The sequence below is a fragment of the Pseudomonas sp. LFS044 genome, from assembly GCF_047978245.1.
Taxonomy (GTDB): Bacteria; Pseudomonadota; Gammaproteobacteria; order Pseudomonadales; family Pseudomonadaceae; genus Aquipseudomonas.
In genome coordinates this window covers 14,172-30,856 of the sequence record NZ_JBFPFX010000039.1, presented here as the reverse complement: position 1 = coordinate 30,856, position 16,685 = coordinate 14,172, and the positions used below count along the sequence as shown (strand labels likewise).

Here is a 16,685-nt window from a genome sequence, read left to right as displayed (position 1 = left end):
GTGATCAGTGTGGGCATTGTCGGTGACACTCAAGAGTGTCGTTTCTGGGAAACCTACACTGCGCGTGTCACCAAAGTGCTCAACGGTTACACGGGAGGCGCTAGCTCGCCGGTTTGCGCCGCCTGGCAAACGCATCGCAAGCCCCTGAATTGCTCAGCAAAGGCGTCGTTTTCAGGAGTTTTCGAATGGCTGTTCAACTTCCGGCACGGCGTTTGCGTTGAGATTGGCAACCTACCCCTCGGAAACTGACCGGGGGGTCATAACAAGAAATCAGTGCCCGCCTGAGGCACACCCTGCATTTGTGTGAGGAGAAATCGCGATGACGTCGTACACCTCCGGGAACCCAACCCAGAACCGCACAGCACCCCAGTCCATCGGTTTTCTCCTACTGGACAATTTCACCCTTATTTCCCTGGCGTCGGCCGTCGAGCCGCTGCGCATGGCCAACCAGCTGTCCGGCCGTGAGCTGTACCGTTGGCACACGCTGACCGTGGATGGCGGCCAGGTGTGGGCCAGCGACGGCCTGCAGATCACCCCCGACGCCGCCATGCACAGCGCGCCGCCGATCGACACCGTGATCGTCTGCGGCGGCGTGGGCATCCAGCGCACCGTTACCCGTGAGCACGTTACCTGGCTGCAGGCCCAGGCCCGCCAGTCGCGCCGCTTGGGTGCGGTGTGCACCGGCAGCTGGGCATTGGCCTGTGCCGGCCTGCTCGACGGCTTCGATTGCAGCGTGCACTGGGAGTGCCTGGCCGCGATGCAGGAGGCCTTCCCGCGGGTGAACATGAGCACGCGCCTGTTCACCCTCGACCGCAACCGCTTCACCAGCTCCGGCGGCACCGCGCCGCTGGACATGATGCTGCACCTGATCAGCCGCGATCATGGTCGCGAGCTGTCGGCGGCGATCTCCGAGATGTTCGTCTACGAGCGTATTCGCAACGAACAGGACCACCAGCGCGTGCCGCTCAAGCACATGCTCGGCACCAACCAGCCGAAGCTGCAGGAAATCGTCGCGCTGATGGAGGCCAACCTGGAAGAGCCGATCGACCTGGACGAGCTGGCGGTCTATGTAGCCGTGTCGCGGCGCCAGCTCGAGCGTTTGTTCCAGAAGTACCTGCACTGCTCGCCATCGCGCTATTACCTGAAGCTGCGCCTGATCCGCGCGCGGCAACTGCTCAAGCAGACGCCGATGTCGATCATCGAAGTGGCGTCGGTGTGCGGCTTCGTTTCCACGCCGCACTTCTCCAAGTGTTACCGCGAGTACTTCGGCATTCCGCCGCGGGATGAGCGCGTAGGCTCCAATACTGCGCAGCAGGTGGCAATGATGCCGATTCCACAGGCCATGACCCTGTCGCCGCACAGCGGGCCGATGGCTGCACTGAGCCAGGCGCGTAACGAGTCGACGTTTGCCAGCGTGAGGCTTTAAGGCTTCGGGGCTGCTTTGCAGCCCAATCGCCGGCAAGCCGGCTCCCACAGATTCACCGCAAGGCGTGAGATCGGTGCGGTACCTGTGGGAGCCGGCTTGCCGGCGATGAGGGCCAAGAGGGCAACGCTGCATCATTGGTTGATAATGATTCTCGACTACAGGTAACATCGCCGCCCTCGAAATCGCTTGGCACACCACCCCGTGGCGGACGACAAACTGCAGCTCTACCTCGCCCACCGGGCAGCATTGGTCGACTATTGCGCGCCAATCGTGGGTTGCCGCGCCCGTGCCGAAGACGTGGTACAGGAAGCCTGGCTGCGCTTCAGCCGCCAGGACAGCGATGCCGATATCCGCCACCCGGCCAGTTATCTCTACCGCATCGTCCGTAACCTGTCGTTGGACCAAATCCGCCGCACGGCAACCGAAAAGGCCCAGCCCGGTGGCGACGAGATGCTTGCCGAGTTGCCTTCCAGCACCGCCTCGCCCGAGCAGACCATCACCCAGCAGGACGAGCTCGCCGCCATCAACCGTGCCCTCGAGGCGCTGCCTGAGCGCACCCGCCTGGCCTTCGAAATGCACCGCCTCGGTGGCTTCACCTTGCAGCAGGTGGCGGCCCACCTGAACGTTTCGGTGAGCCTGGTGCACCAGTTGGTCCACGATGCCTTGCGCCATTGCATGGCACAGCTGGAGGACGACCTGTGAAAATGCCTGCTGCTGGCGCGTCCTTTGCTCAATGGGCCGACTCTGTGCGACCCTTCGCGCCCCCGAGCCCCCTGGAGACTTGCCGGACATGACGTCAGCGGACCGCGTATCCAGCCGCCGCGACCAAGCCCTCGACTGGCTCCTGCGCATCCAGCAGGCGCCGCACGATGCGCAACTGCGTGCCGAGCTGGCGCAGTGGTGCGCCAGCGATGTGGCCAATGCCCAGGCCTACGGCAAGGCCGAGCGGGTGTGGCGCCTGACCGGCCAGCTGGCGCCTGCCACCGCCGAGCAGTGGCCCGAGCAACCTGCAACAGCCAGGGTGCTGCAGCTGCCCAGGAAAAAGCCTGCCCGACGCTGGTGGTTGGGTGCAGCGGTGGCGGCCTGCCTGATGGTGGCCGTAGCACCTTCGCTGAGCCTGCGCCTGCAGGCCGACTACCGCACCGCCCAGGGCGAGACCCGCGATGTGACGTTGGCCGATGGCAGCGTGGTGCAGCTGGACAGCGACACCGCTATTGCCGTGGATTACTCCGGCGATCATCGCGACGTGAAGCTGCTGACGGGCCAGGCGTTCTTCGAGGTAATGCCCGACAAGGCCAAGCCATTCCACGTACGCGCCGATGCGATAAAAGTGACGGTGACCGGCACTGCCTTCAACGTCGCGCTACGGCCGGGCAGGGCGGGCGTGGATGTGCAGCATGGCTCGGTGAGGGTCGAGGATGCCGTCGATGGGCATGTGTTGTCGGATGCGCTCACGGCCGGTGAACGGCTGCGTTATGTCGATGGCCTCGTACAGGTGAACACCCTCGTGCCATCGCAGGTGGCGGCTTGGCGCCAGGGGCAGTTGATCGCCGATAACCAGCGTGTTGCCGAAGTGGTGCAAGAGCTGGCGCAGTACCTGCCGGGTAAGGTGTTGCTGCGCGATGATGCACTGGGCGACAAGCGTGTTACCGGTGTGTATGACCTGCGCAAGCCTGAGGCTGCCTTGCGGGCTGTGCTTCGTCCCCATGGCGGTGACGTGCACAGCTACGGGCCTTGGCTTCTGGTACTGAGCAAGCCTTGAGCCCCGGGCCGATGCTCAGCGGCCCCCCTGCAAAAATATTTCCTGAATTCTCTGAAAAATCCTCGTACTGCCCCGTCTTCTCCCCCGCGCGCAACAACTGATAGCGATTCGTATTCAATTTTGGTTCCGGCAACTGCCCGGGGCGGGGATGTGGCATGACTCAAACAATAAGCCGGAAGCCGCGCAGCGCGCGGGGTTGGTCGTTGCGCCTGAAATGCGTGTTGGGCAGTGGGCTGCTGGGCCTGGGTGGACTCCTGCCCGCGCCGCTGCTGTGGGCCACCGAGGCGCCCGCGCAATTGGCGCAGGTACATGCCTTCGCCATCCCGGCGCAGCAACTGGCTGGCGCGCTGATCGCCTTCGGCCAGCAGAGCGGGCTGCAGGTCAGCGCGGATGCACAATTGCTCGAAGGCGCCCAGGGCAACCCGGTGCAGGGAAACTTCAGCAGCGAGGCGGCTCTGTCGCGGCTGCTCTCAGGTAGCGGCCTGACCTGGGACACGGACGGTGATGTGATGAGCCTGCGCCTGCTGCACAGCGAAGCCGATGCCGGCCCGCTGGAGCTGCATGACACCCTGGTGCTGGGCGACACCGAAGGCAACGGCTACATGGGCGCCACGGTCATCAGCGGCAAGGCCATCCGTGCCTTCCCCGGTGCCAACGGCGACATCACCACGCTGTTGCAGATGCACCCCAGCGTGCAGTTTTCCGGCGCGCAGAAAAGCTCCAACACTCCAGGCGAGATCGACCCCGCCGACATCAGCATCAATGGCGCCAAGTTCTACCAGAACAACTTCATGATCGACGGCATCTCGATCAACAACGACCTGGACCCCGGCGCCCACGGCTACAGCGAGAACCGCCAGTTCGACGCCGCGCCCAGCAACCCCCACGGCATCGCCCTGGACGCCGACCTGCTGCAGGAAGTCAAGGTCTACGACAGCAACGTGCCGGCCGAGTACGGCGGCTTCAATGGCGGTGTGATCGATGCCATCACCCGCCGCCCGAGCAAAGGCTTGCACGGCAAGTTCTCCTATGGGATCAGCCGCTCGGAGTGGACGCGTTATCACATCACCGAACAGGATCAGGAAAGCTTCGACAACTCGTCCTCCGAGCAGTACCAGCCCGAGTTCGAGAAAACCACGCTGCGTGGCATGCTCGAAGGCCACCTCACCGACAACTTCGGCGCGATCCTGAGCTTTTCCCAGCGCCGTTCGGTGATCCCGCTCAACCGCTACGAGAACGGTTACACCAGCCCCAATGCCGACAGCCGCGAAGACCAGACCCGGCAGCTCGACAACTACATGCTCAAGACATACTGGGACGTCAACGATCGGCTGACCGTGGAAAGCTCGTTCATCCAGGCGCCCCAGGAGAACGTGTTCTTCCGCGAGAACTTCCTGAACTCTGGGTTCACCAACAAGAACGGTGGCTGGCAGGGCTCGCTGAAGGCGATCTGGGAAGGTGACCAGGCGCGCTGGACCCATACCCTGGCGCTGACCAATCTGTACAGCTCGCGTGAGTCAGATGAAACAGACACCGTAAATTGGTGGTACTCCGACGCCAAGAACTGGGGCAACCCCAGCAGCAACACCGCGAAAAGCGGCGAAGGCGCGTTCGGCAACCTCGACCAGACCCAGCGCGGCATCGATTACACCCTCAAAGGCGAATGGCAGACCTTCGACTTCGCCGGTGTCAGTCACGGCATCACCACGGGCCTTGAGCTTTCGCGCCAGCGCGCCGTGTGGGAGCGCGAAGAGACCGGGCAGGGCGTCACCACCTTCAAGCGCGACAATGGCACAGGTTGCGCGGGCAGCGACCCATGGTGCTCGGTCAGCCCGCTGCTCAATGGCAACACCCGCCAGTGGGGCAGCATCCGTACCCAGTACAATGCCGGCAAGATCGACCTGACCGAAAACGCCTACGCCTTCTTCATCGACGACCAGGTGCAGATCGGCAAGCTCAGCCTGCGCCCGGGCCTGCGCTTCGAGGGCGACGACTACATGAAGCAGAAAACCGTTTCGCCGCGCTTTGCCGGTGACTACGACTTCTTCGGCGACCGCAGCACCGTGCTGGTATTCGGCGCCAACCGCTACTACGGGCGCAACCTGTTCAAGTACCGCCTGGCCGATGGTCGCCAGGCCCTGAACACTACCTACACCCGGGCCAGCCAGGACGGCGCGTGGGTGGGGCGTCAGGTGCTCAATACCAACCGCTTCTCGGACATGAACATCCCCTACGACGACGAGTTGATGCTGGGCCTGGAGCAGCGCTGGCTGAACACCGACATCCGCCTGAAGTACGTGCACCGCAAGGGTAACGACCAAGTGGTGCGCACCTCGTCGCGTACGCTCGGCCTCGACCCCGTCGATGGCTACCAGAGCATCTACTACACCTACGTCAACGCCGGCGCCAGTGAGAGCGACAATGTTTCGTTGACGATCACCCCCAATCAGTCGTTCCGCGTGCTGGGCAGCATCACCAGCCTGCAGCTGGCGCTGGACTGGTCGCGCAGCAAGAATGCCTACAGCACGTACGAAAGCGGCTTCAGCGAAGCTGAATATGCCGATGACGACGTGATCTACGATGGCAAACGCCTGGCATACAGCGAGCTGCCGGCCAGCGACTTCAACCGCCCATGGACAGCGCGGTTGACCACCATCACCGAGATCCCCAGCTGGCACCTGAGCATCAGCAATTTCTTCCGCTACCGCGGCGCCTACGAGCAGATCATCGACACAGGCCGCACCGAAGATATCGACGGCGAGGCCCTGCGTGTCTACGACACCGCATCGGTGGCCGCCGCCCCAACCTGGGACATGCGCGTCAAGTGGGAGATCCCCACGGCAAAAGAACAGGCGCTGTTCGTGGCTGTGGACGTGACCAATGTCACCGACAAGGTCAACCCTATCGTCAGCAACAGCAGCACCGCCCGGACCACTTACGAAGTCGGCCGCCAGTACTGGCTGGAAGTCGGCTACCGCTTCTGATCCCTGAAAAAAAACCGTGGACACCCTGATGAAAAAGCTCCTTGCGGGCCTGCTCGGCCCGCTGCTGCTCGGCGCCTGTGCGTCGCTGCCTGAACCTGACGCGCCATTGCCCTGGGATCCCCAGGTCACCCAAGGCACCCTGGCCAACGGCATGCAATACCGCCTGGTGCGCGAGTCGGCCCAGCCCGGCAGGCTCGACCTGCGCATGACCGTCAACGCCGGCTCCGTGGACGAGGCCGACGACCAGGTCGGTGTCGCCCACCTGGTCGAGCACCTGGTGTTCCACAGCCGTGCCGGGCATGCCGAAAACGTGCGCGCACGCATGGTCGGCCTGGGTTGGGTGCAAGGCCGGCACTTCAACGCCATGACCAACTACGAGCGCACTCAGTACATGCTCAGCCCACCATCGGGCATGCGCCAGGCGCCGCAGGCCTTGCAGGTGCTGGCCGACATGGCGTTCGCCGGCGACTACAGCGCGGCGGACCTCGAGCGCGAACGGCCGATCGTCATCGAGGAATGGCGTGGCGGGCTGGGTGTGGCGCAGCGCATGAACGAACAGCGCACGGCTTCGCAACGCGTCGGTTCGCGTTACCCGGCGCACCGCACCATCGGCAACGAAGCGGCTATTCGAGAAGCCAGCCTGGCCAACCTGCAAGCGTTCCAGGCAACCTGGTACCAGCCGTCGAACATGGTCATTTCAGCCGTGGGCGATTTCGAGCCTGGAGCGATGCTGGCGCAGATCGAAACGGCCTTCGGTAAAGCGCGAGGCGGCGCGGTACCGCCGCGTGGGCATCGCGACCTGCCGCTGGATGACCAGCTGAAGGTCTTCCGCCTGCAGGACCCTCAATCCGGCAGCAGCCAGGTGTCGCTGCTGCTGCGTCTGCACGAGCCGCAAAGCCGCGGTACCAGCCGCGCGGCCATGCGTGAGCGGTTGATCGACCGCATGGCCCTGGCGGCGCTGGTCGACAATTTGCGTCGTCAGCCCAGGCAGGCGGGTGTGCGCAGTTTGACCGCGCAGAAAACCCTGATCGGCAGCCAGTCGACGGTGCTCGGCATCGCTGCTGGCGTAGACGGCCTGCAGCACCAACAAGCGTTGCGCCAGTTGCTGACCGAGATCGAGCGCTTGCGCCAGCATGGCTTCAGCGAGCAGGACTTCGAACACCAGCGGGCGCATATCCGCGCCTTGGGCGACAAGACCCTGGCCAACCACACGCCACGTACGTTCGCGCAATGGGTCGAGCAGCTCACCAACGCCACGGCGCCTGAAGGCAGCGTGGTCGAACGTCATGCTGCAGCGCGTCGCTATTTGCAGGTGTTGCCAGGCATCGACCTTGAAGACCTCAACGGCAGGCTGAAGCATTGGCTAGGCAGTGCCGACCGCGTGCTGCAGTTCAGCGTGCCCAGGCAGTCGGAGGTCGAGGTACCGAGTGTTGCAGCGGTCGAGGCATTGCAGGCGCAGATCGCCAGCCAGGTCCTGCCCGCACCTGCGCAGCAGCGCACTGACGCCCCCACCGTGGCAACCTACAAGCCCGATGCACCGGGCCCAGCCGGGCAAATCGTCGGGCGCCAGGCGTTCGCCGCCGAGCACGTCGAGCACTGGGCCCTGGGCAACGGTGACAAGCTGGTGTGGCTGCGCCGCAACGGCCCGGACGGCAACTGGCTGCTACAGGCCGAATCATCCGCAGGCTACCGCCTTGCCGATGCGCCAGCCTGGCGCCTGCAGATGGCTGCGCAACTGGCGGTGCGCAGCGGGCCGGATGGCGCTCAAGCGTGGCGCCAGGCACAGCGGGCCACGCTCGGCCTGGAGCATCAGCCGCAGCGCCTGCAGTTGAACCTCAGCGGTGCTCCCGGGCAACTGCCGGCTTTGTTGCAGAGCTATCGCCTGAGCCAGCTGGCGGGCATCGACCCGAAGTTGTTCGACGAAGCGCGCAACGACCTGCTGCAGCGGGTGCGCAGCAGCCCCTTAGATGTACGTTCACGCCAGGAAAGCGCGCAGCGCGTACTCAAGTACGGCGCCGATCATTGGCAAAGCCCCGCCCCGCTAGCGCTGCAACAGCTGGACCGCGAGCAGTTGCAGGCCGACTGGCAGCGCCTTGCCAGCGCCCCCGTGACCTATTACTTGATGGCCGACGCGCCCGCAGAGCAGCTCGAACCGCTGGTACGCGGTTACCTGGCCAACCTGCCGCGCGGCGCTGCGGCAAACGCGCAATCGGCCGTACAGCAGCCTGGCCAGCGCCGCACAGACCTGGCCATCGCGCTGGAGCCGCGGGCCGTTCTGCAGGCCAGCAGCTATCTGCCTCAAGCCTGGCAACCACAAGCGGCCATGCGCGTAGCGCTGTTGCGCGACCTCGCCAACCAACGGCTCAAGCAGCAGCTGCGCGGTGAAGCCTCGGGGGTGTATCGCCTGAGCTTCGATGCACAGCTCGACCCCGATTCGCAGCGTATCGAAAGTACGCTGAGCTTCACTTGCGACCCGGCGCGGGTGGACGAACTCTGGGCGCTGGCGCAGAAGACCCTGGCCGGTTTGAGCGTGGATGAGCAGTGGCTGAAGACCACACGCCACGAACTGCAACGCCAGGAAGCCAAGCGCCGCGAAGACCCGCAAACCCAGTTCAAGCGCCTGATCCTCAGCGAGCGCCACTGGCAAGACCCCCGCTACCTCAGCGAACAGGCCAGGTTGCCCGAAGCGTTGACCCTGCCGGCCATGCAGCACATGGCGCGGCAGCTGTTCCCCGCCGCCAACCAGGTGCAGCTGCGCCTGCTGCCATCGCCCGCCGCGCTGGAGCAGGCCTTGTGAATACCTTGCGCACGTTCTACCGCCTGAGCCGCCCGTTCTGGCACGACCGCCGGCAATGGGTGGCATGGCTGATGCTGGCGGCGGTGATCGGCCTGGGTTTGCTGGTGGTGCAGATCAATGTGCTGATCAACAGCTGGAGCAAGACCTTCTACGACACCTTGGCCGCGTTCGACACGACGGGGCTGTATGGCCTGGTCGGCGAGTACGCGCTGTACCTGGGCAGCTATGTGCTGATCATCGTGGCCATGGACTACATCCGCAAAGGGCTGGAGCTGCGCTGGCGCCAGGCGATGACCGGGCGCCTGACCGACGCCTGGCTGGCCGACCAGGCCTTCTACCGCCTTGGGCTGACCGGCGAGCCGGACAACCCCGACCAGCGTATCGCCCAGGACGTCGACCTGATGGTTGGCTTGAGCATCGAGCTGGTCGCTTCGCTGGTGATCAACCTCGCGCAGGTCGGCGCGTTCGTGGTGATCCTGTGGAACCTGTCGGGGGTGCAGACCTTCAGCCTGTTCGGTGAGCGTTTCACGGTGCATGGCTATCTGCTGTGGCTCGTGCTGGCCTACACCTTGATCGGTAGCCTGCTCACCCACCTGATCGGCAAGCCGCTGCATGCGCTCAACTACGAGCGTGAACACCGCGAGGCGGATTTTCGCGCCAGCCTGCTGCGCAAGCGCGACCATGCCGAGCAGATTGCGCTGTACCGTGGTGAGGCCGTCGAGCGCGAGCAGCTGGCCGAACGCTTTCGCGCCATCGCCGACAATTGGCGGCAGTTGATGGGGCGCGAGCGCAACCTCAGCCTGTTCACCGTCTCCTACGAGCGTTTGAGCCTGATTATCCCGGTGTTCGCCGCGCTGCCGGCATTCATGGCCAAGACCATCACCCTGGGTGGGCTGATGCAGATCCGCAGTGCCTTCAATGCCGTGCATGGCTCGCTCAGCTGGTTCATCAAGTTGTACAACAAGCTGGTGCGCTGGAGCGCGGCGTTACAGCGGCTGGAGCAGTTCGAGCAGGCGATTGCGGCCAGCCGCAGGCAGGCCGTTAGCGCCATACCGGGCGACTGTCTGTGTACCCGAGGGCTGACGCTTTTCCGGCCGGATGGCAGTGCGATGCTGCGCGACCTGGACCTGCAAGCAGGGCAGGGCCAGTGGTTGCGGCTGGGTGGACGCAGCGGGGTTGGCAAGTCGACCTTGCTGCGCACCTTGCAGGGGCTTTGGCCGTACTGCCTGGGCGACTGGCAACTGCCACCGGGTCGCAGCTTGCTGCTTCCGCAGAAACCCTACATGCCGCACATGAGCCTGCGCGCCTTACTGGCTTATCCACAGGTGCGGTCGATAGACGATGTGCAGTTGATCGGTGTGCTGGGCCAGGTGGGGCTGGGAGCCCTGATTGGGCAACTGGACAAGCAGGCTGAGTGGGAACGCGTGCTTTCCGGCGGGGAGCAGCAGCGGTTGAGCCTGGCGCGGGCGTTGCTGTACCGGCCGGATACCTTGTACCTGGATGAGGCGACCAGCCAGCTCGACCTGGGCAGTGCCCGGGGCTTGCTGGGAATGCTCAGACGGGAGTTGCCGCGGTGTACGGTGGTGGGGGTGACCCACCAGGAAGGGCTGGCACGGCTGTTTGACCGGACTGCAGAACTGGAGAAGCTGGCCGAGCCGGTTTAAGGCAGGCCTGGCCCTATCGCCGGCAAGCCAGCTCCCACAGGTATTGCACAGGCCTCGGGCCTTGAGTAATTCCTGTAAGGCAGGCCTGGCCCTATCGCCGGCAAGCCAGCTCCTACAGGTACTGCACAGGCCTCGGGCTTTGTGTAATCACTGTGGGAGCTGGCTTGCCGGCGATAGGGCCAGTACAGGAAAAATAAATCAGGCCCGCTTGTTGAAACTCGCCAACGCCGGCAACAGATTCTTGTCGATGGCCTGGCGCACCGCCGGCAGAATCGTCGCACTCCCGGTATACATCTGCTCGACCATACCCTTCAGCGCCCGCGCATTAGGCTCTGTCAGCCCACGCACCACCGCTTCGCAAGCCTGCTCGGCACTGGCGCCCGCCGGAATCTCGAAACCGCGCGCGCGCAACTGGCCGGCGAGGTCGTCCTGATCAATCAAATCCGCATGCATCATGGCTGTTGTCCCTTTTATCGCTAAGAGAGTGCTGCTGTGATTTACGACCGATTCTGTGACGACCGCGACATGCCCGCAACAACAAGATGTCGCCATGACTGCTTTGGCTAAGAACAGGTCGTTTACGGCTAAATCGCCAACCCGGCAAGCCCGCACACTGAAGCCATTCACGGTACCAGAGGGTTTGGTCACCCTCGCTCATGCACAGTGGATGTTGCTCGCTCTTGGCCCCGCTAGCTCACGGCTTTGCGGGGTTATTTTTATTCTGCTTGTTCTCCCTGTACAACCATACACCTAGCATTTTTGCCAGGTGACGGGCTGCACGATTAATTGCTCTTCTGTAGGGGATGGAATTCCAAAGGAGCGGAAAGCGTGATTAAGAATATGTGTAAGGCCTTTGTGCTAGGGGCGATGTTGACCATGGCTTCGGCTTGCTCGTCATGGACCTCGTCGGACAACAGCACTTCAAGCACGGTAACGCAACTGTTCACGCTTGAGCCCACCCCTGATCGCAACGTGCTTCAGAAAACGGCCACAGGTTATTTGGCCACTGTACTGTCTGATCCTTCGACCCAGGAAATCACGTGGATCAAGGTGAACTCAGCGTTAGTCAGCAATGAAACCAAAGCGTTGGCAGTAACGCTGCCGAGCGGTAAGACGGCAGCGTTCAACCTTCGTGACTTCAATACCCTTACGGCGGGTATTGAAGGCTGGGTCGGTTACACGCAATCCACCTGGAAACAGACGCATGCGCCATCGAACTCTGCAGAGATGGACAACGACCCGTTTTATTACTTATCTATCGCCAAACAAGGCAATCGTATAGTGGGCAATCTTGTAGTCGAAGGGCAGCGCTATCGAATTGATCCTGTCGGCGAGGGGCAATATGCACTGGTCAAAGTTGACGAGTCAAAGTTACCGCCAGAGGGTGAGCCCATCAGGGCTAACGAGGGATCAACCAAAGCCAGCCGAGCTTCGAGCGCGCCTGCCTCTACACACAGCATCATTAGGCTGCTTATTGTCTCGACTAATCAATCGCGTACCAAGTATCCGGACTATCGGTTGCGGGTAGCGCAAGTGCTGCAGGATGCCAATCAATATCTAAGAAATAGTCAAGTTGAAATTACCTATGAGTTGGCCGGATATTATGACGCAAACTATAACGAAACCGGTAGTTACGGCGAGCAGCTTGCTGAATTGCAGAATGCCAATTCCGATTTGGGCAGAGCTGTCTATGTGCACCGGGACGCACTAAGGGCTGATCTGGTTTCGATGCTTTCGACATTCAGCGATGTATGCGGTGTAGCTTATCAGCCCGCTGACAGCAGGGGAGGGGGTTACTCGGTCTTCAGCTGCATAGACGGCACGTTGGCGCATGAGCTAGGACATAACCTGGGCGGGGGGCATGGGCGTGAAGCAACAGACCCGCCCAATAGCTACAACCATGGTTATGAGCACGCTTCTCCAGCATTCCACACCATTATGCGGACACCCCACGGTGCGATCCCTTATTTTTCCAACCCGCGCATACAGCATCAAGGTGTAGCGATTGGTACCGTGCGAAACCATGACAATGCTCGCCGTTTCAACGAGTATCGGGAAACGGTGGCGAATTTCTATCCGCCATACTACACACCGATTACCGTTACTCTGTTCGAACAGGATAATTTTTCGGGTCGCAGCTGTACTATGACCCTTCAACACCTTGATATAAAGGGCGCCTGCATGAACGCGAGGTCTGCCAGGGTGCAAGGCGCTGCGGTGAAATCGAGTTTCTGCATCGGTAATGGTCAAGCCACCAGCGAATCTTGCTACATCGTTGGCAGCGAAACCGGCGACTATTCCGCTTCCAATTTGGACAACCCTAGTAATCTGCCACCCAATGTAACGCATAGAAAAATTGGGGCTGGCGCCATTGGGAATGTGTTGCAAGCTCGGTACCAGCTCCTTTACCGCTAGTGGTCAGTGTAACCGGCACGGTCAGCCTTTTGTGTTGGGCTGGCCAGTGCCGGCGCTTCAAACCCTATTAATCATCGTGCTGCTTGGATAGCTGAATGGTTCTACTCGGGTGTTTGGGCTTTGGCAAGTTTCTTTGCTCCTCAATTATTTGTTCCAGCGCTTGTAGGGTTCGGTCGCCAAATGGGGTCGACTTTGGTCCGGCCAAGTCTACGTGAAGCAACATTTGTTCACTTGCTGCCAATGCTTCGTCGGATTCTTTTCGATGCAGACTGTGATAAATCTGCAGGCGCTTGTGATCAAACCCGATGATCTGCGTTTGCACCCACACTTCTGTACTTAGTTTTACTTCATGCAGGTAGTTGATGTGCGCTTCCAGGGTGAACAGCGAATTTCCGCTGTGCCCACGGCTGTCGGCATCCAGGCCGATGCGTTCCATCAGCGCATCGGTGGCATAGCTGAAGATCAGCAGGTAATAGGCATCGCGCAGATGCCCGTTGTAGTCCACCCAATCCTTTTGGATCGGGGTGCGGTAGGTGATCAGTGCTGGCATTGCTTGCTCCTCAATCGCCAAAGGCCATGCCATGTGTTGCCTTGCTGGTCTTCACTGCCTCCAGCACCGCCAGCAGGGTGTCATCACGGTAGCGCTCCAGCGCGGCGATGCTGCGCTCGCCCAGTTGTGCCGAGGTGCCGTCGACCACATCGTCGATCAGTTTGTCAGTCAGCTCCGGCGCTGGCAGGTAGGTCCAGGGCAGCTTGAGGGCCGGGCCGAACTGCGACATGAAATGGCGCATGCCGGCATCGCCACCGGCCAGGGTGTAGGTGAGGAAGGTGCCCATGAACGACCAGCGCAGGCCGGCGCCAAAGCGGATGGCATCGTCGATCTCGCCGGTGGTGGCCACGCCGTCGTTGACCAGGTGCAGCGCCTCACGCCACAGCGCTTCGAGTAGGCGGTCGGCGATGAAGCCGGGGACTTCCTTGCGCACGTGCAGCGGTCGCATGCCGAGGGCGGTGTAGATGGTTTTGGCAGCTTCGATGGCTTCAGGGGTGGTGCGGTTGCCGCCGACGATCTCGACCAGTGGCAGCAGGTATACCGGGTTGAACGGATGGCCGACTACGCAGCGCTGCGGGTGGGTGGACGACTCGTAGAATTCACTGGGCAACAGGCCCGAAGTGCTTGAGCCGATGATCGCGTCGGGCTTGGCGGCGGCGCTAATTTTGGCGTGCAGGTCGAGCTTGAGGTCCAGACGCTCTGGTGCGCTTTCCTGAATGAAATCGGCCTCGCGCACGCATTCCTCGATGGTGGCAACGAATTTCAGCCGGGCCTGTGACGCCCCTGGAGCCAGGCCTTGTTGCTCAAGCGCCGGCCAGGCGTTGGCGATGCGTTTGCGCAAGGCTTGCTCGGCACCGGGCGCCGGGTCCCAGGCCACTACATCCAGGCCGTGGGCGAGGGCGCGGGCGACCCAGCCGCTGCCGATCACGCCGCTACCCAGGGCGGCGAAAGTCTTGATCTCGGTAATGAAGGGCATATCGGTCTCCTGAAGGGATCAGCGGCGCTTGAGGTTCATTTTTTCCCGGCCTTCTGCCGGCGTGAGCACGCGGCCACCCAGGCGGGTGATGATCTCGGCTGCGCGTTCCACCAACTGGCCGTTGCTGGCCAGCACGCCACGGTCCAGGTACAGGTTGTCTTCCAGGCCGACCCGCACGTTGCCGCCGAGCAGCATGGCTTGTGCTGCCATCGGCATCTGCATGCGGCCGATGCCAAAGCCCGCCCAGGTGACGTTGGCCGGCAAGTTGTCGACCATCGCCTTCATGGTGGTGGTGTCAGCCGGCGCGCCCCACGGGATGCCCAGGCACAGCTGGAACAGCGGGTCGTCGAGCAGGCCTTCTTTGATCATCTGCTTGGCGAACCACAGGTGGCCGGTGTCGAAGATTTCCAGCTCGGCTTTCACGCCCAACTCGGTAATGCGCTTGGCGCCGGCGCGAAGCTGCGCGGGGGTGGAGACGTAGATGGCATTGCCGTCGCCGAAGTTGAGGGTGCCGCAATCGAGGGTGCAGATTTCCGGCAGCAGCGCTTCGATATGGGCCAGGCGTTCCAGCGGGCCGATCAGGTCGGTGCCTGGGCCGAACTCCATGGGCGATTCGCCCGGGCCGATTTCCAGGTCGCCGCCCATGCCGGCGGTCAGGTTGACGATGATGTCCACGTCGGCTTCGCGGATGCGTTCCATGACTTCGCGGTAGAGGTTGACGTCGCGGCTGAAACGACCGGTTTGCGGGTCGCGGACGTGGCAGTGGACCACGGTGGCGCCGGCTTTGGCGGCCTCCACGGCGGATTCGGCGATCTGTTTCGGGGTGACCGGGACCAGGTGGCTCTTGGCGACCGTGTCGCCGGCGCCGGTGAGGGCGCAGGTGATGATGACGTCGTGGTTCATGGCGGTTCCTTGTGATGTCTGTGCTGGCCCTTTCGCGGGGCGAGCCCGCTCCCACAGGATCAGCGAGATCCTGAGTTTTACGCTGTACCTGTGGGAGCGGGCTTGCCCCGCGAAGAGGCCGGATCAGTTGGCGGTGAGCTTGAGGTTCTCGGCCGCAGGCTTGCCGTCGAAGGTGGTCACCCCTTCGAGCCAGCGGGCCTTGTCGTCGGGGTGGTCCTTGAGCCACTGGCGGGCCGAGGCCAGTGCGTCCTTGTGGTCGAGCAGCGGCTGCATCATGCGGCTCTCGTCCTCGGCGCTGAATTTCAGGTTGGCCAGCAGGCGGTGCGCGTTGGGGCAGCGGTCGGCGTAGTCCGGCGCGGTTACCGTCCACACCGTGGCGCGGCCTTCGTCCGGGCCAAGCGCGTCCTGGCTGTCGCCCAGGTAGGCCATGTCGATGTTGACGTTCATCGGGTGCGGCGCCCAACCGAAGAACACCACCGCCTCCTTGCGCCGCACGGCGCGGTCGACGGCGGCCAGCATGCCGGCCTCGCTGGACTCGACCAGCTGGAACTTGCCCAGGCCGAACTGGTTCTTGGCAATCATCGCCTTGATCTGGGTATTGGCGCCGGAGCCCGGCTCAATGCCGTAGATTTTCCCGCCCAGCTCCTTCTCGAACTTGTGGATATCGGCGAAGGTCTTCAAACCTTTGTCGGCCAGGTATTTGGGCACGGCCAAGGTCGCCCGGGCGTCTTCCAGGCTCGGCTGGTCGAGCACCTTGACCTGCTGGGCGTCGACGAACGGGGTGATGGTCTGGGTCATGATCGGGTTCCAGTAACCCAGGAACATATCCAGGCGCTTGTCGCGGATGCCGGCAAAGATGATCTGCTGCGAGGCACTTGTCTGTTTGGTCTGGTAACCCAGGCCGTCGAGCAGCACCTGGGCCATGGCGCTGGTGGCGATGACGTCGGTCCAGTTGACCACGCCAAGGCGCACATTCTTGCAGGCCGCAGGCTCGGCGGCGAAAAGCGGGGTTGCAACGATGCTGCTCAGGGCAAGGGACAACAGGCTGCGGCGGATCAAGCTGTGCATGGTGGCTCTCCATCGGCAGTGCATATTGTTATTGAGGGCGGCCTCTGCGGACCGTGTGAATACGCTACGCTGGCGGCAGGGTGGGAAATCGCACCCTGGCGACCAACACTTGCACGGAAGCGACCACCTGTGACGTGGAG

The 16,685-nt window shown here is 62.7% G+C and carries 12 protein-coding genes; 7 read left to right on the top strand and 5 right to left on the bottom strand.

Going from position 1 to position 16,685, the window contains the following annotated elements:
* Positions 1-319 precede the first annotated feature (319 nt).
* From ACNQPL_RS24655 to ACNQPL_RS24630, 6 genes are all read left to right on the top strand, one after another.
* A complete protein-coding gene (locus ACNQPL_RS24655; RefSeq protein WP_346613553.1) occupies positions 320-1,426 on the top strand; it encodes a GlxA family transcriptional regulator in 1,107 nt (368 codons plus the stop codon).
* Between the two features lie 186 nt (positions 1,427-1,612).
* Positions 1,613-2,128: a sigma-70 family RNA polymerase sigma factor gene (locus tag ACNQPL_RS24650; protein WP_416468149.1), complete on the top strand. Its 516-nt coding sequence runs from the start codon at positions 1,613-1,615 to the stop codon at positions 2,126-2,128.
* Between the two features lie 88 nt (positions 2,129-2,216).
* The gene (locus ACNQPL_RS24645) at positions 2,217-3,188 is read left to right on the top strand and encodes a FecR family protein (RefSeq protein WP_416468148.1); all 972 of its coding nucleotides are present in this window, start codon (positions 2,217-2,219) and stop codon (positions 3,186-3,188) included.
* A 155-nt stretch (positions 3,189-3,343) separates the two neighbouring features.
* A complete protein-coding gene (locus tag ACNQPL_RS24640; protein ID WP_416468147.1) occupies positions 3,344-6,172 on the top strand; it encodes a secretin and TonB N-terminal domain-containing protein in 2,829 nt (942 codons plus the stop codon).
* Positions 6,173-6,200: 28 nt separating this feature from the next.
* Positions 6,201-8,969 carry an insulinase family protein gene (locus ACNQPL_RS24635; RefSeq protein ID WP_416468146.1) on the top strand — a complete coding sequence of 923 codons (2,769 nt, stop codon included), beginning with the start codon at positions 6,201-6,203 and terminating at the stop codon, positions 8,967-8,969.
* A complete protein-coding gene (locus ACNQPL_RS24630; protein ID WP_416468145.1) occupies positions 8,966-10,633 on the top strand; it encodes an ABC transporter ATP-binding protein/permease in 1,668 nt (555 codons plus the stop codon). Before ACNQPL_RS24635 ends, ACNQPL_RS24630 begins: the two co-directional genes overlap by 4 nt.
* A 198-nt stretch (positions 10,634-10,831) precedes the next feature.
* Here the strand turns inward: ACNQPL_RS24630 and ACNQPL_RS24625 are convergent, their stop codons facing one another.
* On the bottom strand, positions 10,832-11,089 hold the full coding sequence (locus ACNQPL_RS24625) for a hypothetical protein (protein ID WP_346613694.1): 258 nt from the start codon (positions 11,087-11,089) through the stop codon (positions 10,832-10,834).
* 372 nt (positions 11,090-11,461) lie between these two features.
* Here ACNQPL_RS24625 and ACNQPL_RS24620 point away from each other — a divergent pair, with 372 nt between their 5' ends.
* Positions 11,462-13,048 carry a M12 family metallo-peptidase gene (locus tag ACNQPL_RS24620; protein WP_416468144.1) on the top strand — a complete coding sequence of 529 codons (1,587 nt, stop codon included), beginning with the start codon at positions 11,462-11,464 and terminating at the stop codon, positions 13,046-13,048.
* A 67-nt stretch (positions 13,049-13,115) separates the two neighbouring features.
* Here ACNQPL_RS24620 and ACNQPL_RS24615 read toward each other — a convergent pair whose 3' ends face one another.
* From ACNQPL_RS24615 to choX, 4 genes are all read right to left on the bottom strand, one after another.
* Entirely contained in the window at positions 13,116-13,598 is a 483-nt protein-coding gene (locus ACNQPL_RS24615; RefSeq protein WP_416468143.1) for a thioesterase family protein, read from the bottom strand.
* A 10-nt stretch (positions 13,599-13,608) separates the two neighbouring features.
* Entirely contained in the window at positions 13,609-14,574 is a 966-nt protein-coding gene (locus ACNQPL_RS24610) for an L-carnitine dehydrogenase (protein ID WP_416468142.1), read from the bottom strand.
* A gap of 18 nt (positions 14,575-14,592) precedes the next feature.
* The gene (locus ACNQPL_RS24605) at positions 14,593-15,477 is read right to left on the bottom strand and encodes a 3-keto-5-aminohexanoate cleavage protein (protein ID WP_346613562.1); all 885 of its coding nucleotides are present in this window, start codon (positions 15,475-15,477) and stop codon (positions 14,593-14,595) included.
* 123 nt (positions 15,478-15,600) lie between these two features.
* A complete protein-coding gene (choX, locus tag ACNQPL_RS24600; protein ID WP_416468141.1) occupies positions 15,601-16,545 on the bottom strand; it encodes a choline ABC transporter substrate-binding protein in 945 nt (314 codons plus the stop codon).
* Positions 16,546-16,685: the final 140 nt, after the last annotated feature.